At 46.8% G+C, this 20,577-nt stretch carries 21 protein-coding genes and 1 pseudogene; 1 reads left to right on the forward strand and 21 read right to left on the reverse strand.

Annotated features, from left to right (window positions below):
- Nucleotide 1: 1 nt before the first annotated feature.
- The 21 genes and pseudogenes from yesS to NYE22_RS18585 all read right to left on the reverse strand — a co-directional run bounded on the left by yesS (nucleotide 2) and on the right by NYE22_RS18585 (nucleotide 18,351).
- Nucleotides 2–2,287: a transcriptional regulator YesS gene (yesS, locus tag NYE22_RS18485; RefSeq protein WP_342412043.1), complete on the reverse strand. Its 2,286-nt coding sequence runs from the start codon at nucleotides 2,285–2,287 to the stop codon at nucleotides 2–4.
- Between the two features lie 22 nt (nucleotides 2,288–2,309).
- Nucleotides 2,310–3,344, reverse strand: coding sequence for a rhamnogalacturonyl hydrolase YesR (gene yesR, locus NYE22_RS18490; protein ID WP_161986697.1), 1,035 nt, complete (start codon nucleotides 3,342–3,344; stop codon nucleotides 2,310–2,312).
- 15 nt (nucleotides 3,345–3,359) lie between these two features.
- Nucleotides 3,360–4,250 (reverse strand): carbohydrate ABC transporter permease, encoded by an 891-nt coding sequence (locus tag NYE22_RS18495; RefSeq protein ID WP_161986698.1) that lies wholly within the window; start codon nucleotides 4,248–4,250, stop codon nucleotides 3,360–3,362.
- Nucleotides 4,251–4,253: 3 nt separating this feature from the next.
- Complete coding sequence (locus tag NYE22_RS18500; RefSeq protein ID WP_003233835.1) at nucleotides 4,254–5,183, reverse strand: sugar ABC transporter permease; 930 nt, start codon at nucleotides 5,181–5,183, stop codon at nucleotides 4,254–4,256.
- Nucleotides 5,180–6,463 carry an ABC transporter substrate-binding protein gene (locus NYE22_RS18505; protein WP_161986699.1) on the reverse strand — a complete coding sequence of 428 codons (1,284 nt, stop codon included), beginning with the start codon at nucleotides 6,461–6,463 and terminating at the stop codon, nucleotides 5,180–5,182. Before NYE22_RS18505 ends, NYE22_RS18500 begins: the two co-directional genes overlap by 4 nt.
- A 103-nt stretch (nucleotides 6,464–6,566) precedes the next feature.
- Entirely contained in the window at nucleotides 6,567–7,673 is a 1,107-nt protein-coding gene (yesN, locus tag NYE22_RS18510; RefSeq protein WP_106073988.1) for a two-component system response regulator YesN, read from the reverse strand.
- On the reverse strand, nucleotides 7,673–9,406 hold the full coding sequence (yesM, locus tag NYE22_RS18515; protein ID WP_072173405.1) for a two-component system sensor histidine kinase YesM: 1,734 nt from the start codon (nucleotides 9,404–9,406) through the stop codon (nucleotides 7,673–7,675). Before yesM ends, yesN begins: the two co-directional genes overlap by 1 nt.
- Nucleotides 9,403–10,032, reverse strand: a complete 630-nt coding sequence (locus NYE22_RS18520; protein ID WP_003233844.1) for a YesL family protein — start codon at nucleotides 10,030–10,032, stop codon at nucleotides 9,403–9,405. The genes yesM and NYE22_RS18520 overlap by 4 nt, the downstream gene beginning before the upstream one ends.
- Nucleotides 10,033–10,146: 114 nt before the next feature.
- The gene (locus NYE22_RS18525) at nucleotides 10,147–10,449 is read right to left on the reverse strand and encodes a YesK-like family protein (RefSeq protein ID WP_032677446.1); all 303 of its coding nucleotides are present in this window, start codon (nucleotides 10,447–10,449) and stop codon (nucleotides 10,147–10,149) included.
- Between the two features lie 22 nt (nucleotides 10,450–10,471).
- Nucleotides 10,472–11,014, reverse strand: a complete 543-nt coding sequence (locus NYE22_RS18530) for a GNAT family N-acetyltransferase (RefSeq protein WP_161986700.1) — start codon at nucleotides 11,012–11,014, stop codon at nucleotides 10,472–10,474.
- Between the two features lie 124 nt (nucleotides 11,015–11,138).
- A complete protein-coding gene (gene cotJC, locus NYE22_RS18535; protein WP_003233850.1) occupies nucleotides 11,139–11,708 on the reverse strand; it encodes a spore coat protein CotJC in 570 nt (189 codons plus the stop codon).
- 14 nt (nucleotides 11,709–11,722) lie between these two features.
- Complete coding sequence (cotJB, locus tag NYE22_RS18540; protein ID WP_003219491.1) at nucleotides 11,723–11,986, reverse strand: spore coat protein CotJB; 264 nt, start codon at nucleotides 11,984–11,986, stop codon at nucleotides 11,723–11,725.
- A complete protein-coding gene (gene cotJA, locus NYE22_RS18545; RefSeq protein ID WP_003219489.1) occupies nucleotides 11,970–12,218 on the reverse strand; it encodes a spore coat-associated protein CotJA in 249 nt (82 codons plus the stop codon). The genes cotJB and cotJA overlap by 17 nt, the downstream gene beginning before the upstream one ends.
- A 126-nt stretch (nucleotides 12,219–12,344) precedes the next feature.
- Nucleotides 12,345–13,213: pseudogene (locus tag NYE22_RS18550) on the reverse strand (NAD-dependent epimerase/dehydratase family protein).
- Nucleotides 13,210–13,653 carry a nuclear transport factor 2 family protein gene (locus tag NYE22_RS18555; RefSeq protein WP_019712804.1) on the reverse strand — a complete coding sequence of 148 codons (444 nt, stop codon included), beginning with the start codon at nucleotides 13,651–13,653 and terminating at the stop codon, nucleotides 13,210–13,212. The pseudogene NYE22_RS18550 and the gene NYE22_RS18555 overlap by 4 nt, the downstream one beginning before the upstream one ends.
- A gap of 78 nt (nucleotides 13,654–13,731) precedes the next feature.
- Nucleotides 13,732–14,316 carry a TetR/AcrR family transcriptional regulator gene (locus tag NYE22_RS18560; RefSeq protein ID WP_276354801.1) on the reverse strand — a complete coding sequence of 195 codons (585 nt, stop codon included), beginning with the start codon at nucleotides 14,314–14,316 and terminating at the stop codon, nucleotides 13,732–13,734.
- Between the two features lie 114 nt (nucleotides 14,317–14,430).
- Nucleotides 14,431–14,859, reverse strand: coding sequence for a hypothetical protein (locus tag NYE22_RS18565; RefSeq protein ID WP_064671874.1), 429 nt, complete (start codon nucleotides 14,857–14,859; stop codon nucleotides 14,431–14,433).
- Nucleotides 14,860–14,992: 133 nt separating this feature from the next.
- Nucleotides 14,993–15,712: a YebC/PmpR family DNA-binding transcriptional regulator gene (locus NYE22_RS18570; RefSeq protein WP_003233863.1), complete on the reverse strand. Its 720-nt coding sequence runs from the start codon at nucleotides 15,710–15,712 to the stop codon at nucleotides 14,993–14,995.
- 159 nt (nucleotides 15,713–15,871) lie between these two features.
- Nucleotides 15,872–16,045 carry a phosphatase RapH inhibitor gene (locus tag NYE22_RS18575; protein WP_276354803.1) on the reverse strand — a complete coding sequence of 58 codons (174 nt, stop codon included), beginning with the start codon at nucleotides 16,043–16,045 and terminating at the stop codon, nucleotides 15,872–15,874.
- Nucleotides 16,035–17,165: a response regulator aspartate phosphatase RapH gene (gene rapH, locus NYE22_RS18580; RefSeq protein WP_276354805.1), complete on the reverse strand. Its 1,131-nt coding sequence runs from the start codon at nucleotides 17,163–17,165 to the stop codon at nucleotides 16,035–16,037. The genes NYE22_RS18575 and rapH overlap by 11 nt, the downstream gene beginning before the upstream one ends.
- Nucleotides 17,166–17,328: 163 nt before the next feature.
- Nucleotides 17,329–18,351, reverse strand: coding sequence for a hypothetical protein (locus NYE22_RS18585; RefSeq protein WP_342412044.1), 1,023 nt, complete (start codon nucleotides 18,349–18,351; stop codon nucleotides 17,329–17,331).
- 212 nt (nucleotides 18,352–18,563) lie between these two features.
- Here NYE22_RS18585 and yeeF point away from each other — a divergent pair, with 212 nt between their 5' ends.
- Nucleotides 18,564–20,573 (forward strand): LXG family T7SS effector deoxyribonuclease toxin YeeF, encoded by a 2,010-nt coding sequence (gene yeeF / locus NYE22_RS18590; RefSeq protein ID WP_276354808.1) that lies wholly within the window; start codon nucleotides 18,564–18,566, stop codon nucleotides 20,571–20,573.
- The last annotated feature ends 4 nt before the right edge of the window (nucleotides 20,574–20,577 follow it).

The following is a 20,577-nucleotide window of genomic DNA, read 5'->3' on the forward strand; positions in this document are numbered from 1 at the left end:
TTCACGGCGTTTCCTGATACATTTGCCTGAAGACACCCGGCGGCATGCCGACCTGTTTTTTAAAAATCCGGTTAAAGTAATTGTGGCGGTAGCCGACTTCTTCTGACACGTCATGAATTTTTTTATTCGTATTGACCAGCAGTTCTTTCGCCTTTTCGATTCTGATCTGGGTCACATAATCGATAAAATTAATGCCGGTCACTTGCTTAAATGCCTTGCTTAACGTATATGAATTCATGCCAAGCGCATCGGCACAGCTTTCCAATGAAATATCCGCCATATACTGTTCGTGAATCATCGCAATCACACGTTCTGCCAGCTGCTTTTGCTGTCTGTTTTTTCTGCCCTCAAGCTTGGAAAGGTAAGGCGTCACCACTGCATCCATCAGCCAGGCCGCCGCTTCATTAGGTTCGCGCAATTCTGAAATATCAAGAAACGGATTCCGGTGCTGAAATAGTTCGCTGGGATTGAGCCCGGAATGCAAAATATCCTCCTGAATGCGGGAAAACAGCTGAATCAGGGCGGAGTGCACATGCCTGTCTATAGCCGCCTTTTCCGCCAGTTCCTCCATGCATACACGAATCAGTTCCTCGGCCTCCTGTTTTCTTTCCAGCCGGATAGCCTGAACAATTTGTTTTTCCAGTTCAAAAGGGTAATAAGGAGCGAACTGCTCATCCTGAGGGAAGTCGGCCTGCAAATCAATGACCTGATTCCGGTTGGCAAACTGCCTGCAGGATTTGCCGCTTTTCACATTCTGAAATAAAGAAGGAATTTCCGTGACACGCTCCGTCTCGCTGCTCAATGTCGAGGTCAGGCATAGTCCGGTTACATCCCCAAATTGGCGTGCCAGCTCCGTTATATACGCCTTCAGATCAGAGCTGTTTGTTTTCATCACAAGAACGGTGATAGAAAGCCGGCCGATATCAAGTATGGAGAACTGAAAAACGCGTTTATCCGCCAATTCCTCAGCAATATTAGTCAGTGTAAACACAGCGAGCTGTTCATCATCGCAACAGAAGATGCTTTTTTCACAGCGGAGTCCTGTCAATTGAAGATCCAGCACATGAAACACGTTTTCGCCGATGTTCCAGCCGGCCTCCTCCATCCGAGATCTGAGACTGTCCTCGTTGTCATAGTAAAAATCCCCCTGCAAGAGGTGCTGCAAAAAACTCTTTTTCATATGGGGCGTCTGCCGCAGGAGCTGCTCTTGGAGCTTCCGGCTTTCAAGGGATAGATCCTGCCATCTCTTTTCAATCCACTTGAATTCATCCTGCCCGGACGCCTGCCATACTTTCTTCTCTCCTCCGGTAAACAAGCCAAGCAAATGCTGAATGGGACGATAGATTTTTTTTGATGCATACCATGTCATGCATACCGCCAAACCGATGCAAATGACCAGCATCACGATGATCACTTTTGATAAAAACACCATCGGCGCTGTAATAGCTGAAAGAGGCGCCGCTGACACAAAGTTCCATTGCTGATGCATCCGGTTCATTTCTCCAAAGGAGACAGAATACACCTTGCCTTCCCATTCCAACTGAAAATGGCCGTTCTCAGCAGGCTGTTTTTTTATCTCTTGAAGTAAAGTCTTTTCAAAATCTTTTTCCCCTTCATGAAACAGCACCTCTTGATTTTGATCTAAAAGCAGCGCACTGCCATCAGGATAGGGGGACAAGCTTTGCAGGATTGATTCCATTTCTTTCGGATCAACCGCCAGCATGATCGCGCCGAACGGTTTCTCCGCCGCGCCCGGAATGAGCTGGATCAGCATCGCTTGGTTTCCCGACCGTTTCCAATAAATGCTGTGGTCTGAGGCAAGCAGCGAGCGATACTTGCGAAGCGCCTCCTGTTCTGTCAAAGCGCTGTATTCAGGGCTCAGCACAAGTGGCCGGGGGCTGTTCAGAAAGATGGAAGCCTGCTCGATCAGCGGCTGCTGGTCCCGCAAAAGAAACAGCTTTTTCGTTAATTGATAGGAGAACGTAAAGTCTTTCTCCAAATCCCTCTCGGCCAATCCGTTCATCAGTGAAGAATCGTAGGCCATCTGGGTGAGTGCCAGTTCAAGCACTCCCAGCTTCTCATCCATTCGGCTGACCTCACGCGCCACCTGTGTTTCATGCGATCTCTGCAGCTCTTTCTCCACCTTGTCGATCGAAAGAAAGTAGATTGCGCCGCCAGTCAGCAATCCGGGAATACAGGCAATCAGCAAAATGAAGACAAAGTTTCTTTTGAAATACGTTCCCTTCCAGCGAGAAACCCGTTCCTTCTGTTGAGGCTGTTTTTTCATCCCTTTCCCCCCGCCGCTGTCTTTACTGATACACGCGTTTTTTCGTTTTCCAAACATCAGCAAGAAACGTCAGCGCAAGTCCCTGCCCCCATCCTTGTATTCGTTTGTAAGGCACCTGTTTGTATCCTTCGGCATTTTTCATGACGGCTGTCCCGGCCGATACCTTGCTGACCCGTCCGTCCTCTTCCACCGCATCCAAAATGGCGGCAAGCGATTTCTGCACATATTTTGTATACAGCTTTCCGCTCGATATCAGAGCAGAAGCAATACCCGCTGATGCCGAAACCTCCAGATAAGAATCCGGATCATCCAAAATCGTATGCCACAGCCCTGATTCATCCTGAAGCCGGACAAGCGCGCTCAGCTGGTCTCTGAGCGATCCGTCGATGATCATAAAGGAAGGATGTGTCACCTCAATAAGCGGGAGCGCCTTTGCCATCGTGAGTGCCGCCCAGCCGTTCGCCCTGCCCCAATAAATCCCCGACAGATGATTTTGCGCTTTGTTGTCCCAGGCGTGGTAGTACAAATTCGTGACAGGGTCCTGAAGCACATCCTCATGTCCGTGAAACTGGCGCAGGCCGTCTTCAAAATAATCCTCACGCTCCATGACCCGCCCGATTCTCAGCATAAACAGCCCAGCCATCATCAGCGTATCCGCCCATGCCTGTTCAGGGAATACGTATTCTGCCGCATTCACCGTATGCTGAAGGATACCCTCGCCAAAGCGCGGCGCCTTATGCAGCACATATTCCGCCATCTCGGCCGCTGTTTCCAAATACACGTCATCACCTGTCACCTTGTGGAGGAACAAAAGCGTATGCCCAATGGAAACTCCGTTGATCGAAAGCGGCGGCAGCCCATCCTCCAGCTGTTCATCCACCCACGTTTTTAACAGATTGATATATTCCTCGTTTTCCGTCGCTTCATAGGCCTCCGCCACACCGTAAAACGCGACGCCGCCCGGCCAATCCCACGCAAAATCCATCTGAAATGTCCGTTTCACGACCCGGTCAATGACGGACGTCACCTTTTCTTCATCAAAGATAAGCTGTGCCATCTGCAACACTCCTTTTTATTTTAATCCGGTCGTACTGATGCCCTGAACGATATATTTCTGAAACAAAAAGAAAACAAGAATCACAGGCAATAACGAGACGGCCGACATGGCAAACATCGCGCCCCAGTTCGAAGCCGACTCTGTATCGAGAAAAAGCTTCAGCGCAAGTGAAACAGGGTAAAGCTCCGGCTTATTCAAATACAAGAGCGGCTGAATCAGCTCCTCCCACTTCCAATAGAAGGAGAAAATCGCAGACGTCGCAAGCGCGGGAGCAATCAGCGGGAGAATGATCCGCCAAAAGCAGGCAAAGCGTCCGCATCCGTCGATTCGCGCGGCTTCATCCAGCTCCTCGGGAATCGTCCGGATAAACTGGATCATCAGAAAGATAAAAAACGCATGCCCGAAAAATTGCGGAACGACAATTGGTTTAAAGGAATTCAGCCAGTCTAATTTCGCAAACATGATATACTGCGGAATCATCAACACTTCATGAGGCAGCATTAACGTCCCCATCATGCACGCAAACCAAATTTTTTTTCCCTTAAACGGAATACGCGCAAATCCGTACGCAATGACAGCCGATGACAGGACGGCACCGATTGTTGACAGCCCGACAATAATCGCCGAGTTTTTAATAAACGTCAGAAACGGCTGTCCCGCAATGCCCTTCCACCCTTCAGCATAGTTACTGAGAATAAAAGGGTCTGGAATGAGAGAATGTGAGGTTGTAAAAATACTGGCGCTTTCTTTAAACGAGCTGACAAACAGCCAAATGACCGGGTACAGCAGCAACACCGCCAGCGTTGCCGTACAAACATGGAACAGTATGCGTTTGGGACTGACGCGACCGGCTTTTTTTCTTTCTAAAACCGGGGCTTTTCTGACAGGCTCGTTGACCGGCTCCATCCGTCATTCCTCCTTTGACTCGTAATGAACCCAATATGATGATGTTTTAAACAATATGAGCGTAATCAGCCCGACAATGACAAGCATGACCCACGCCATCGCCGATGCGTAGCCCATTTGAAAATAGTTAAACGCACGCTGGAACAAATAGAGCGAATAGAGAAGTGTCCCGTCAAGCGGCCCGCCCTCGCCCTTCGAAATGATATAGGCAGGTGTAAATGTCATAAAAGCAGAAATCGTCTGCATCACAAGATTAAAGAAAATAATCGGTGTAAGGATCGGAAGCGTGATCTTGAAGAAACGCTGCACCCGATTTGCCCCATCCACACTTGCCGCTTCCAAATACGAAGACGGAATGTTTTTCAGCCCGGCCAGAAAAATGAGCATTGACGACCCGAACTGCCAGACGGACAGCAGAATCAATGTCCACAGCGCACTTGTCGGATTCTGGTACCAAAGAATTTTTTGGTCAATCCCGACAAAAAACAGCAGCGCATTGATGACCCCGTCATTGCCAAAAATATTGCGCCACATAATCGCCACGGCGACGCTTCCGCCGATGATCGAAGGCAGATAAAAGAGCGTTCTGTAAATGGCCGTTCCTTTTGCTGCATTGTTTAAAATGACAGCGATAAAAAGCGCGAAGCCGAGGCGGAGCGGAACCCCGGCAAGCACATACGTAAACGTCACCTTCAGAGACTGCCAATACTTTTCGTCACCCGTAAACATTTCCTTAAAGTTGTCGAGCCCGATCCATTTCGGCGCCGTAAACAAGTCATAGCTCGTGAAGGACAGAAACAGGGACGCCCCCATCGGAATCACCGTAAAGCATAGGAACCCGATGATAAACGGAGAAATAAAAGCATATCCCGCCAGATTGTCTTTTCTTATACTCCGGCTTTTTTTCATTGCGTCGGCCCCATTTCCCGTCAATTATTCCTCTCTAATATCTCATTGGCCTTTTTCCGGAACGTTTTGGCGGCTTTTTCCGGCGATACCTTCTGATACAGAATCTGATCTGACGTATCCTTCAGCAGTTTGATGACCTCCGCGCTTCCCACAGGCTCTGGCGGATCGGCTTTGCTGATGTTTTTTGACGCGGTTTCTACATACTCCACGATGTTGGTTTCTTCCTCATTCAGCTTCGGTTTAATCGCATCCGCCACCTTGTCGGAGACTGGAACGCCTCGCTCGCCTTTAATCAGCTGGTTCGCTTCCTCATTATTCACGAAGAAATTAATAAATTTCGCTGCCTCTTTTTTATGCTCAGAGCTTTTCGGAATGGAAAACAGCATACTCGGCTTCAATGTCAGCGCCTTTTCCTTCATTTGCTCCGGAGGCAGATAGAGAGACAGCCGCGAGTCTGTCAGCCGGGCAAAGCCCAAATATTGATTGGAGTAGTTCCATGTAATCGCTGATTTGCCTTTGACGATAAAATCGTCTTCCATCCCTTTAATCTGTGCGCTTTCATCAGGTGTTGGGGACGTTTTCGCTTTCACCAGCCTCAGCTGCCGCTCAAAGTAATCGACAAACAGCTGATCATCTTGATACGCGAGGCCAGTGCCGTCTTCTTTATAAAAGCGCTCACCCTTTGTGCGCAAATAATAAGGGAAGAAAATATCAGGCGGATGCATTCCGTTGGAACCGTAGACACCGGCTTTTTCCTGAAGATCATACGCCAGCTTCTCGTAATCCTCCCACGTCCAGTTTTCCTGATTGATAGACACACCGGCTTTTTTCAGCAAATCTTCATTGGCAATCACAGACAGCACGTTGACACCTAGCGTAAATCCATATAGCTTATTGTCGATTTTTCCGCCCGACAGCATATTCTCGTCGATTGAACTGACGTCAATCGTTCCATCCTTTGTATACGGCGTTAAATCCTCCAGCTGGTTCTTCTTTCCGTATTGGGCTAAGTAAGCGGTATCCATTTGAATGACATCAGGAAGCTGGCCGGCGGCAGACATGGGCGCGAGCTTTTTCCAGTAGTCATCCCAGTTCGCAAATTCCGCTTCAATATGGACGTGCGGATTCTTTTTCTCGTAAAGTTCAATTACCTTTGTTGTATAATCATGCCTTGGCTGCCCGCCCCACCACGCGATTCTGAGTGTAACGTCTTCTTTTTTTCCCGAGGCCTCTTCACCTGCTGAACATCCGCTGAACAAAAAGACGCAGACAAGGGATAACAGCACGTAACAAATCTTCTTCAAACCAATCCCCCCTTTAATGTAAGTGCTTACATTTTATTTTAAAGCGTTCGGATAGGGCGAAACACTCAAAAAACAGTGGCGAAAGTCAAAAAAACAGAGATGGCTATCCTGCGGAAGCGCCTCCCTGTTTTCTTCTGAATTCTGACGGTGTCAGACCGGTATATTTTTTAAAAACAAGACTGAAATACTTCGGATTATCGCCAAACCCAATTTCTTCAGCAATTTCTGATACACTCGCGTCCCGCCTCATTTTCATCTGCTTCATCGCATGCTCAAGACGCACACGTGTAACGTATTGGGAAAATTTCTCGCCTGTTTCCTGTTTAAATAATTTCCCGAGATAATCAGGATTCATAAACAGCATATCCTTCGCCGCCCATTTTAAGGACAGATTCGGATTTCCGAGCTCGTCGGCAATAAGCCTGATCATTTTCGAAATCACTGCGCTCCCATGCAGGTCACCAGACGCTTCAGCTGTGTCACGAAACAGCTGCCCCGCGTGCCGGAGTTCTCCCGCCTGACTGATGGCCATCTTGCGGGTTGCAAAAACCTCCGCCGCCTTTTCAGCGGCGTTCTCCTCTACGGCGAGTACGGTCCATTCTCCGCTGCTGCAAACCGCTGTCAGTGCCGATCCGAGTGCCTCTCTGGCTGCGGCATCAATAGATTGTTCCCCTTTTAAGATCAAGAGGCGGATCTTTTTTCCGGCAAGTGATGGCGGCGGAGACAGCTGGGCCACACCGGCGATCAAGCCTTCCAAGTATTGATCGGCTGCAAAGGAACGGATATGGTCCAGCTCGTGTTTCAGATGGGCTGTTTTCTTTTTGTGCACATCTTGCCGCTTCAGCTCAGCAATGATTTCCTCCAGCGAGCTGATAATCTGCTGTTCATTGCAGGGTTTCAGCAAATAATGCTTCACCCCATATTTCATGGCTTCCTTTGCGTACTCAAACTCTCCAAACCCGGACAGGACGATAAATTGCACCGACGGACTGATGGCTGACACCTTTTTGATCAGCTCAAGCCCGTCCATACCGGGCATTTTGACGTCTGTGATGACGATATGCGGCTGCTTATGTACAATCTTTTCATATGCTTCATGTCCGTTCTGCGCTTTACCGATCAATGAGGCGCCAAGCGACTCCCACTCAATGATTCCTGCCATTCCATCAAGGATAATCCTCTCATCATCAGCCAGCAGTATTTTATACATCACACCACCTCATTTCGGCACGGTATTGTGATCACAATCCTCGTCCCCTTTTCATGCTCACTATGAATCCGCAAGCCGTATGGCTCTCCGAATGTCAGGCTGATGCGCTCGCGAATATTCCAAAGTCCGATTCCTCTTCCGCCCGTTGATTCAAGAATCCGTCCATCCATGCCAGGACCGTTATCTTCGACCGTAATACAGACACATTCCTTTGCCTTTTTGGCCTGAATCCGGATGGCGCATGGCCTTGTAAAGGGTTCAAGCGCGTATTGAATCGCATTTTCCGCAAGCGGCTGGAGCGTCAGTTTCGGAATGAGGCAATGCTTCACCTCATCGTCAATATCCAACGTGAAATTCAGGCGCTCTTCAAATCGAAATCGCTGAATTGTCATATAGTGACGTAAAATGTCCGCCTCCTCCTGAATGGTCACGATATCCTTTTTCATATGTATGCTGTTTCTCAGAAGAAAACCGAGCGATTCCACCATTTTTGAGATTTGCTTTTGCTGATTCGCCTTGGCCAGCCAATTGATGGACTCGAGCGTGTTATATAAAAAATGCGGATTGATCTGGGCTTGCAGTGCTTTCAATTCGGTTTCTTTAATAATGAGCTGTTTTTCCACATTTTCTTCCATCAGCTCATTAATCCGTTTCATCATGACAGTAAAATGGCGGTTCAGCATGCCGGCCTCATCCTGTGTATGTTCCGGCAGAGAAAGCGACACACCTGCTTCAATACCGCCGTGCTGTACCGATTTCATCGCGGTCACAAGCTGTTCAATCGGCTCCGTGATGCTGTTGGCGATTTTCCTTCCGAAAAGCAAAACCACACAGAAAAAGAGGAGAAAGCATGTGCCGATCACTGTTTTCATAAAGGAAATTTTCGCGAACATCTGATCAAAGGGGATAACGTTATAGTAGCTCCAATTTTGGTAGGATGATTGAAGATAAGAAATAAAGTAACGTTTGCCATTCTTTTTTATCAAGTCATAACCGGGGTGCTTCAGCGTCTCTTTTGCTGCCTCAGGAACATGCGCTGATGCATGTGCCGTATACACCAAATTCCCGCCTTGGTCAGCAATCATAATGTCTCCGACTGAATCGCCCCAATCCTGCGGCACATCACGAATCATCTGTTTTACATTGACTTGGATCAGCACCATGCCCAAGCCGTTCAGACTCAGCTGGTGATAGGACCTGATCTGCCGTGCTGAAATCAGGACAGGATCTGACCCGCCGAGCGTCATCCAAAGATTTCTTCCATTTTTCGCTTTCGCTCGCTTAAATACCTCTTCCTGCTCCTGCTGCAAAAGATCTGAAGAACTGCTTCCGGCTGAATACTCTGAGCCGCGGGCATCAATCAAATGAATGGAATCGATGTACTTTTCATCGCTGGCATATCCCGCAAGCTGATCCCAAAGCTCCTGCTTCATTTGATATTGATCATACGTATCATCCCGATTTTGCATGCTCAGGATGCGCTGAATCTGTTCGTCTGTAATGATTTCATATGACACATCCTCTATCTTCTTCAGCTCGTCTTCGATCCTTTCGGAAGACATCCGAAGCACCTCCGAGGACTTGCGGTAAATCTGCTCATCATACACATGAAAGGCATACTGGACCCCGCTGTATACAAACAGAAAAGACACGGCCATAATCAACGATAGAAACACAAACAGCTTATCCTTAATCTTCATCCGCCTGTACCAGCCAGCAACTCTTTTCTTCATGCCGCCTTTTCTTTCTCCTGCCGCTGATCCATTGACCGAAACGCTTTAAAGGACAGCTTCGTTAAGATCAGGCTGAGTAAACTCCCGCTGAAAAACAATAGAAACGTGACATGAAACAGAACGAGACAAAGCACACCGACAGCGCCCGCCGCCATCAAAAGCGTCACCGCCGGACGGCTGAAGGCAATGATAAAGCTGATGCTCAGCACCTCTCTGATTTTTACGTCAAAATGAGAAAATACCGGGAACACATACAGCACAACAAACGCGAAAATCAAACTAATGCTCAGGAATACATTGACGAGCACAGGCTGGTCCATCTGAGCCGCTATCCGCATATCCGCAAACAGAAACAGGGCAGCCGTCACAACGATAAGCCCGAGGATCTGTGATGCCCGCCATTCCTTTTTAAACGTCCGAAAAAAGACAGAAAACACCGGGGCATCTGTATTCCCCTTCGCCCATTCTCTCGCCACTGTAAACATCGCGGCAGTAGCGGGCATCAGCCCAAACACAACCAGGCCTGCAAGAGAAAACAAAATCCAAAGCACATTCAAATAGGCCAGTCTCATCACCCACGTACAAAAACGATTCAGCCCATTTGTCACACTGTGTATCATCAACATCACCTTCCCGCTTCGGAAAACGCTTTCATTTTAAAGTAATATGTATTTCTCCTTTCGAAAGAAAATTCCTGCCGTTCTGTGAAAATTTCGACATGATGAGAGACGGCAGCAGCCTTATCTTTTCCTGTAACGCCGGATGGCCTTATCGATCAAATATCCGGCAATGGCTCCGAAAATGACATTGAATCCAAGCATTCCGAGCGCAGCCCCTTCCCAGCCGCGTACATACACGAGGCTGTACCAGATCACAAACACACCAAGGACGATCAGCCCGGCCAACATCCATTCCGGCCGACTTTTGTCAGGAAATCTCATCCGCATCAAAACGGATACGCCAGCAAACAGACAAGCCGTCACAATCCCTGTCACAAATAAATTGGCCACAACATCGCCTGCCCTCCCTTTTAGAAAAGACAAAAAAGCCCCCTGCAAAGGACGCTTATTCTGCCGAAATCTCTTTCTCAAACAAATGATATCCGGACGCATCAGCACCCATGAATTCATATCCCATACGCCGATAAAAGGAATGCAGGGCGTCGCTATCAGCGACACAGTCAAGCCGGATCCGTGTTTTTCCCGGAAAATGTATGCCCGTCTCCGCCCACTGAAGGACGCGGGCTCCAAGCCCCTGTCCCGCAAACCGGCGGCTTACTGCGAGGCGGTGCAAATAAATGGACTTCTCATGCCCATCGTCTCCCCAAAGCGTCCGGTCCCACTCGCTCGGTTCAGGCAGCAGCATCACGACAGCCGCAAGCTCTTCATCTTTTTTAAACACAAACACATGTCCCTTTTCAATTGACCCCGTGATATCATGTATATCTTGCCCTTTGAGAAGTCCGCTCCATTGGTTAGAACCCCGATCCCGGAGCCATTCAGCTGTTCGGACGAGCAACCCGGTAATCGATTCTGCATCCTCATAGACGGCCGGACACGCGTAAAATCCATTTGCAATCGTTTCGTTCTCAATCTTAAAAGCTGACATAAAGGCCTCCCAATCAAAAAGTAAGCTTGCACACACACCTTGATTATAATGCAGACCAAACTGCAAAAACAGACCATTTTCTCTGTATGTAAAAGGGTGTATGAAAGAGAGGCCAATCTGCCTATTAGAAAATCTTCTTTTTATCCCGTTCTTCTTTTAAAATTTCAACCGCTTCTCTGAAGCGCATAGAGTGTACGATTTCACGCTCACGCAAAAAACGCAGGGAATCGTTTAAATCAGGATCATCCGAAATATCAATCAGCCATTGATACGTCGCCCGCGCCTTTTCTTCTGCGGCAATATCTTCGTATAAATCGGCAATCGGATCGCCCTTCGCTTGGATATAGCTCGCGGTAAACGGCACGCCCGCCGCATTATGATAAAAAAGCGCGCTGTCGTGATTGACGTAATGATCGCCAAGCCCGGCTTCACGCAGCTGCTCCGGTGTGGCGTCTTTCGTTAACTTATAGACCATGGTCGCAATCATTTCCAAATGGGCAAACTCCTCCGTGCCGATATCTGTTAAAAGGCCGATGACCTTATCAGGAATCGTATAACGCTGGTTCAAATACCGGAGAGCCGCGGCCAGCTCGCCGTCCGCTCCGCCATACTGTTCAATCAAATACTTCGCCAGCGTCGGGTTGCACGTACTGACCTTGACAGGGTATTGCAGCTTCTTTTCATACACCCACATTCAGGCATTCCTCCTTATACTTGCCACGGCCATGGCCCTTTTCCCCAATCCCAATCCTTGCCCGCGGGGCTGTTTCCGAACTGCAGAAGCGGTCCGTAAGAGGATTCGAACTGTCTTTTTAAGTGCCTTGAATAGCCGGAATATTGATTGAATTGCTTCAGCGCATCTTCATCATGAGGATGTGTATTTAAATAAAGACTCAGCTCAACAAGCACAAAATCAGCAGCCTGTATTTGCTCAAGCTGACGATAATATTCGGCGTCAACCTTTTTTGCCATGTGCGTCTCCCCCTCGATAAGGGTTTTCATAAAAATCATAGAGATCCTTCCAAAGGGTGCCTTTCCTCAAAGCCTCCATCGGCGAAAACTGCTCCATGTGCTCAGGCTGAAAGGTCATATAAAGGTTAGGGGGCGTTCTGTAATATTTCTTCCCTATAGGCGGACAGGGATCAAAACGGCTGTGAAAGGGCGTATATGATTTGACAGGCGTAAACGGCTGCATATCCTTCATTCCGGCTCCTCCTTTCTCAAAAACAATGACCTTAATAGGTATGAGGCAGGAGGCATGATTATGACTAAAACACGACTTAGCTTTTTCAATAAGAAGACCTTCGGAAGCGCCGAAGGTCTTTCTAGACTATTCAGTCCAAAATGAGATCAGTGTTTCCAATACACAGCATGAGCAGCCGCAAACTCTGACAGCGAACGAGGTTCTTTTCCCGTCACACGCTTCACTGTATCCGTTACCCGATGTTCCGCACCATGGCTGATTGCCTCATCAAGCTTCGCCATAAAATGGGCATAATCCGCGGGCAAACCTCCTGCCTCCATTTTATGCTGCAGCTCGGAACGAGAAATGCTGACATGCTCCACCCGGCGTCCCGCCGCAGCTCCAATGATCTCCGCCGCTTCGGCATAGCTCAGCGCCTCGGGACCTGTCAGAATATGATGTGTTTGATGAGGAACATCATCAATCAAAGCCCTGACGGCTGTTTCTGCGATGTCATCAGCGTCAATAAACCCAAGTTTTCCTTCACCCGAAGCCGTTGTGATGCGGCCCTCCGTTTGAATAGACATGCGATGCTGGACATTGATGAAATTTTGCATAAAGTATGAAGGCCGCAGCACCGTCCATTCTGGAAACTCGCGCACTGCCTGGTGAAGCGCGCCAAACACGGGACCGTTCTCGGAGACAACAGACGCACTTTGCATCACTACCCGCTTTGCGCCGAGACGCTTTGCTTCCTTTAAAAAGGGAAGCACATAGGGAGCCGGATCAAGTACACCAACCGGAGCAACAAGATAGATGTCTTTTACCTGTTCTAGAGTAGGCGTAAAACTGGAGGCATCCTTCCAATCAAAATACACATACTCCGCACTTGCAAGCGCGCCCTTTTTTCGGCTTGCAATACGCACTCTGTATCCCAGCTTTATTAAACGGCTGGCGATTCGGCTGCCGACTGTGCCAGTCCCGCCCGTGATTAAAATCGGATTCTGTCTCATCATTTCCCACTCTCCTCTGTTTGCAAAAATGATCCTCCAAAGGCCTCTTTTACAACAAGCGGATTCCAATAATCCTTATAACGCACAATGCGGCCATCTCTCGTTTCGATGACACTGATATAACTTTGGCGATAAGGCAGCCCAGTCTCAACCACATGGCCGTCACATTGAAACTCCGCAATCATCGTATTCGTATCTGCTGAACGGTACACTGTCGGAGCGGTAAATGAAGAAAGATGAATCTGCTTAGGATAATCTTTAATATAATCGTAAATGGCCGCTTTTCCTTCTATTCTTTTTGGTGATCCCTCCGGCGCATAAGGGAACTCAAATACAGCATTCTCATCCCAAAGCTCCGTCCAGCTCTTCATGTCCTTCTCAAGCATATAAGCCATAAACTTTCTCAATGTTTCACATGCTTTTTCAAACTCATTCATCAACATTCATCATCACCTCATTTTTATTTCTAGACTATTCAGTCCAAAAAGTACATACATGGGCAAAGAATCCTTTACCACATGTTAATCAAGCACTGATAAACTCACGTCAACATGGTCCTGAAGCCGATCCATATCTGCCGTCACTTTTGCAATAAATGTCAGTGACAGCCTGCTCTGATTCAGGTACCGGGCGAGCGCAGATATATCAGGATCTTCGCCATTCAATTCTCCTTGATCCTTCGCCCTTAAAAGCGCCTGATAAAAAGCGTCCTCAAGCTGCTTGAATTGTCTTTCAAAATACCGGGCAAGCTCAGGGTCATGCGGGATCTGTTCAATCGCACTGTTCATAATGTAGCACGCCTTCGCCCGTTCCGGATCCCTCAGGGCATTGACACCCTCCTGAAAAATATCACGAATGGCTTCCTTTACAGATCCTGGCGCTTCAAGCCTTTCCATAACTGCAGCGTTTTTCCCTTCAAGATACGATTTCACCGCGGACAAAAACAAATCACGCTTCGTGCCATACGTATCATACAAGCTCTGGCGCGCAATGCCTAAATGAGAGAGCAGACCCTGAAGAGACGTTCCTTCGTAGCCATACTCTCCAAAAACCTCTATCGCCCTGTGAAGAACAAGTGCCGTATCAAATTCTTTATTCCTCCCCAAAAAACGATCACCTCCTGAAACAAATGTTACCAGTTTCCAGACTGAACAGTCAAGAAAAAAAGATAAAAAACACTCTTGATCTGCAAGAGTGTCCTCTTTATACCATCATCTTCTTTATTTATAACCGTCTTTTCCCCAGTGGCCCATATGGTGGTGATGGTGGCCATAATGACCATCATGATGGTGATGATAATTATCCTTTCCAACATGGTGATGATGGTGATGAAGATTATCTTTTCCATCATGATGATGGTGATAATAGTGGTGATGGCCATCATTTTCATGGTGCATGTTCGGATAATTTACAGTTCCCGGAGAGCCTCCATAGCCGCCGCTTGGGTAACCGCCGGATCCTCCGTATCCTCCGTACGTTCCATATCCCGGATAGCCGCCGACACCTCCATGTATGCCGTGATCTGGGTAGCCTCCATACATGCCAAAGCCCGGGTGGCCTCCATACATGCCATAACCCGGGTGGCCAATACCAAAGCCCTGATAATGACCAAAACCAGGTCCGCCATACATATGTCTTGTATCAGTCATATTCACTCTCTCCTTCACATAGGTTACAGTCCAGAGTATGAGAATATCTTATAGATCGTATAGGCGGCCGCCTACATACAGCTAAAACAATTTCCGGGACAAAAAAAGCAGGCCATAACAGCCTGCTCACTCCTTACTCACCTAAATCAACGTTATGATATACCTGCTGAACATCTTCCAAATCTTCTAATGCATCAATTAATTTTTCAAACTGTTCCTTTGCATCATCCGGAAGCGTTACTTCACTTTGCGCAAGCATTGTCAGCTCCGCTACTGTAAATTCCTCGACACCCGCGTTTTTAAACGCCTCTTGCACCGCATGGAATTGATCAGGCTCAGCATATACGATCACGCTGTCATCCTCTTCTAAAATGTCACGTACATCAACATCCGCTTCCATCAGGATTTCAAGCGCTTCGTCAGCAGTTTTGCCTTCCACACCGATTACAGCCGTCGCATCAAACATGTAAGCAACAGATCCGCTCACACCCATGTTTCCGCCGTTTTTCCCGAACGCCGCACGCACTTCCGGCGCCGTACGGTTTACATTATTCGTCAGCGCATCAACGATAATCATTGATCCGTTCGGCCCGAAGCCCTCATAACGAAGCTCATCGTAATTCTCTTCCGCTCCGCCCTTCGCCTTCTCGATCGCACGTTCAATGATGTTTTTCGGCACGCTGTAAGTCTTCGCACGCTCAAGCACAACCTTCAGCGCCTGGTTGGATTCCGGATCAGGCTCGCCCTGTTTCGCCGCCACATAAATCTCACGGCCAAACTTCGCATAAATCCGACTCGTATTTGCGTCCTTAGACGCCTTCTTCTCTTTAATATTGTTCCACTTACGGCCCATGATGTTCCACTCTCTTTCATATATATCAATCTAAATACTGTTATTCACTTTATCCATTATACCTCAAATGGTTTGGTTGTTTCGAGTGTCTTGCGTTAGAAATAGAAGGAATGCCGCGATGTGGAAAATGGAACGTCTTCCGTAAAGCAAGAAAAAGCCCTAGCTAAGGGCTTTCTTCTGATCACTAAGTTTGTAAGGGGAATGATCGATAAACGTCGTATTTCGATCTGTTGATTCCTTAATTCCGCCGGAGTTTGTCAGGGTTGGAAACGACAGGCTTCCCAAAACTAGAGTAACAGCCAGACACATCATCACTTTTTTCTTAATAGGCATATAAACACTCTCCTTTTAGAATATCTTCTTGGGCTTTCAGCACTTTCCGATAAAACGCAGCGGCTTGTTCAAAGTGACAGCTGCTTTCAAAAACAGCGGCAGCACTCCGGGCACATGCTTCAATGTAAGCGTGCAGGTTCTTTTTTTCGAAATAGCTTAAAAGATCATGAATTTTTCGTTCGTCAACAGTCTCCTTGTACACAGCCTGCAAGAACAGAAACAATTCTTTATAAAATTTGTGAGAACGTGCTGTGATATGGTCTAATCCTTCCTCTATGAACTGAAACGCCTTCTGTGTTTGGCCCGCTTTACATAATGTCCAGCTTAATCCAAACAAGACTTTCGGAAGCAGATCAGGCACTTTCTCTCTGCTTACTTTCGCCGCTTTTTGGAAATGTTCTACAGCCATCTGATCGTCTCCTGATCTGTCATAGCTGTTCGCGATGTTCAATAGAGAAATGGCGATAAACCTGTCATTTTGAATGTCCATTGCCAAATCTAGCGCCGCCTCTAAATGCGGGAGCGCTTTATCATAATGTTTGAAATCATCATAATTGCCGGCGATCACAAACAAGCTTTGTATCGTTCTAATGCTGTATAGGGGATTGTTTTGATAAATGTCTAAGGCTTGAAGAATATGATGCATCGACACATGGGTTTGCTTCATGTGATAATACGCTTCGGCCACTTTAAAATGGAATTCCGCTTTCTCAATTTCATCTGACACAAACGGCAGTTCTTTCTCCGCCTCGCGATAATACCCGATGGCTTCAACATATTCTTTTTGATCAAATTCATACATGCCGCGGAAAAACAAAGAGTAATATTTCAAAAGGCCTGTGAGTTTTTTCTGAGGGGTCTCAATCGTTTCAAGAAGCTCTGTCACTGTAGGGCGATTCCCGTAAGGCTGTCCCGGCTCCAAATAATCCAGCATCAGCTGGTGCCGGAAACACATCAGAGAATAATAGATCAGCAAATCCTGATCCTCTTCCATCCTCTGAATGTCCTGCTCAACCTCCGCTTTCAGAACCTCAGCATCCGGAACACTGAACTGGCGAATCATCTTGTACCATTCATTAATCTTAACACCGACACGCGAAGACGGTATGGCTTGACTCAACGGCTTCCCTCCTTCTCTATGAGATATGTCATATTCTATCAATCCCAAATTTTGAAAACAACACAGAAGGAAGAAATTGTTTTTTCATCCTGTCAATTTGTTTTTCTTCGTAAAAAAGAACCCTTTATGCAAGGGTCTTTGTCATTCTATTTCATATACGTATTCACTTATTGTCAACCACAACAAAATCCTGCACCTTCACCTGTTCCTCAGGCAAATCAAACTGATAAAGCATCTTCTTAGAATGGATATCAAACACACCCACATACCCGCCGATGCCCTTTTTATGCTCTTCCTGGGCAACTATATACAATAGATTCCCCTTAAACTTTGCTTCCATATAAGGGAAATTCAAACTATATGTATGAAAAGAAAATTCCTTCCCATACTCCAGCAAGTTCGCCTCACCCTTTTTGTCCTCGTACGTAACGTAAAAACTGCCGCTTTCTTTGTCATAATACACAGTATCTGCATATTCAAGATCTTCAGGATACGCAATATATGTCGCCTTCCATGTCCCTTTTTCAATCACAGTCAATTCATGCTCCGAGCTCGCAACAATAAATTCCTTCGAGTCTGCGAATTGATCAGCGTATGAGGCTAAGCTCAGGGTCTCAATCATTTCCTCTGTTTTTCTGTCAATCACGTAAATAGCCATGCTTTGAATGATATAAATATAGTTCTCATCACTGACCCCCATCGTGACAAGCGAAGGCAAGGTAAGGGTATATTCCTTCTTCATTTTTTTATCATTTATGCGGATCTCATTCCCCGTCGTATCAACATTATAGGCCTTAACAGACACATCCTTCCCCTCATGCCAAAACGCAAATGGATCTGAAAGCGGATGCTCTTTGATCGCATCCTTCTCCAGCGTGTAGTAAAAAGGCTCGTGTTCCGCCAATAATACAAGGTCTGTGGATTTGTATGACTTCATTTGAATATAAGGAACATCCGCCACCTTAAACGTACGCCTGTTAAACCGTTCGCCTGTTGAGGTTGAAAGCAGCACGCTTTCTTTTATGAAAGGATTGGAGTAGATAAAAAAGATGCGGTCTTCTTCGGGGTGGATGGCGGAAGATTGGACAGGAATACTGTCTTTATTGCGTAACTGAACATACAGAACAAACAGGATGACACATACCATTAAAACTAATAAACCAAATGTAATCCGTTTTTTCGTCATCAACATGCTCCTTAAAAAACAATATAGAATACAAACTTCCAAAAAATGTGTAGCAATCAATATCATTTCGACCATGTTTCCGCCAATCCCTCCACGAATAAAGACACATGCCAAATGACTCATTTTTCCACCAAAACACGTTCTCACCCCCACCCCCATCCCGCACCGTGGTAAAATTTTGATATTGAGTGAACAAAAGAAGGGAAATGGTCATGAAAGTATTTGAAGCGAAAACACTGCTTTCAGAAGCGACAGACCGTGCAAAAGAGTACAAAGAACTAAGAACGCAAATGGTTAATTTGAGAAAAGCATTAAAAAGCGTCGCTGATCTCAGTGACAGTGAATTCTCAGGTAAAGGCGCCAGCAATATCAAAGCCTTCTACCACGACCACGTCGGCGTCACCGACCAATGGATCGACTACATCGACATGAAAATCGCATTTTTCAATAGTATCGCCGGAGCCGCCGAGGACAAAGGCCTCTCAGACGCATACATCGAAGAATCCTTCCTGGAGCACGAACTGGCAAATGCAAATAAAAAATCAAAATCTATCATGTCTGAACAGAAAAAAGCGATGAAAGACATCTTAAACGATATCGACGACATCCTCCCGCTCGACCTGTTTTCAACAGAAACCTTCAAAGACGAGCTGGCCGATGCCAACGACAAACGCAAAAAAACACTGGAAAAATTGGACGCCTTGGACGAAGATCTGCAGACTGAATACGCCCTGTCAGAACCAAACGAACAATTCATCAAATCCGACTTCCAAAAGCTCCAAGAAGCAACGGGCAAAGGCAAAAACGCTACACCCATCCACTACAACGCCAAAGCGTACCGTGAGAGTGACATACATAAGAAAAAAGGCGACATTGAAAAGCGGACAGAGGCTTACTTGAAGATTAAGAAAGAGGAAGCGAAGGAACGCGAGATTGAAAAATTAAAAGAAAGACTGAAAAACTACGATTATGCAGATGCCGATGAATTCTACGAAATGGCAAAAACGATCGGCTATGAAAATCTGACAGCAGAACAACAGAGATATTTCACCCAAATTGAAAACACGCGTGAGTTTGAAGCAGGCTTCAAAGGGGTTGCCGTCGGCCTTTATAATTCCGGGAAAGACGCGGTCGTAGGCCTGTGGGATATGGTCACAGATCCGGGAGGAACCGTTGAAGCGATTACCGGAGCGATGGCTCACCCGATCAAAACGTATGAAGCCATTTCAGCGGCAATCGAAGAATCGTATCAAAAAGACATGGTGAATGGTGACACCTACTCAAGAGCAAGATGGGTGTCATATGCGGTTGGCACTGTTGTCACATCAATTGTCGGCACAAAAGGCGTAGGAGCCGTCTCAAAAACTGGCACAGCCGCCAAAGTGACGACCAAAGTCAAAACAACAGCAAGCAAATCTGCAACAGCCCAAAAAGCCATAACAGTCACAAAACAAACCGTTGATCACATCAAACAAAAAGTAAACACAGGCATCGAAGGATCAAAAAAACACGTCAAAACCAAGTTAAATCAAATCGGAGATCTCACTCTAGCTGATATTCTCCCGTATCATCCGCGTCACGACTTAGTTCCGGCGGGCGTTCCTTATAACGCAGTCAACGGGGTCACACTTAAAGAGGGACTTCAGAAATTCGCCAAGGTCATCCTTCCGAAACCATACGGAACGTCATCAAGCGGAAGACGAACTCCAGCGCCACATGTACCGCCGGTAACAGTCAAATACGGCGAGCATTTCGCAAGATGGAGCAGAAAGAAAGTGCTGAAGCCCAATATCATCTACAAAACAAAAGAAGGCTACACATACACGACTGACAACTATGGTAGAATTACAAGTGTCAAAGCAGACTTACAGCTGGGAGAAGCAAAACGAAACCAATATGCACAGACGAATGCTGGAAAGCCCCAAGACCGAAGGCCCGACGATGACGGAGGCCATTTAATCGCCACCCAATTCAAAGGCTCAGGCCAGTTCGACAATATCGTGCCGATGAATTCTCAGATTAATAGGAGCGGCGGGAAATGGTACAACATGGAGCAAGTGTGGTCTAAAGCTTTAAGTCAAAAACCACCGAAACAAGTGACAGTTAAAATTAACAACATTTATGAGGGTGATTCTTTAAGACCTTCTAAATTTATTGTTGTATATAAAGTTGGGGATAAAGAACCTGTTAGAACAATCATTAAGAATAAAGCTGGGGGTTAATCTA

The sequence above is a fragment of the Bacillus sp. FSL K6-1560 genome (assembly GCF_038592935.1).
GTDB lineage: Bacteria > Bacillota > Bacilli > Bacillales > Bacillaceae > Bacillus > Bacillus subtilis.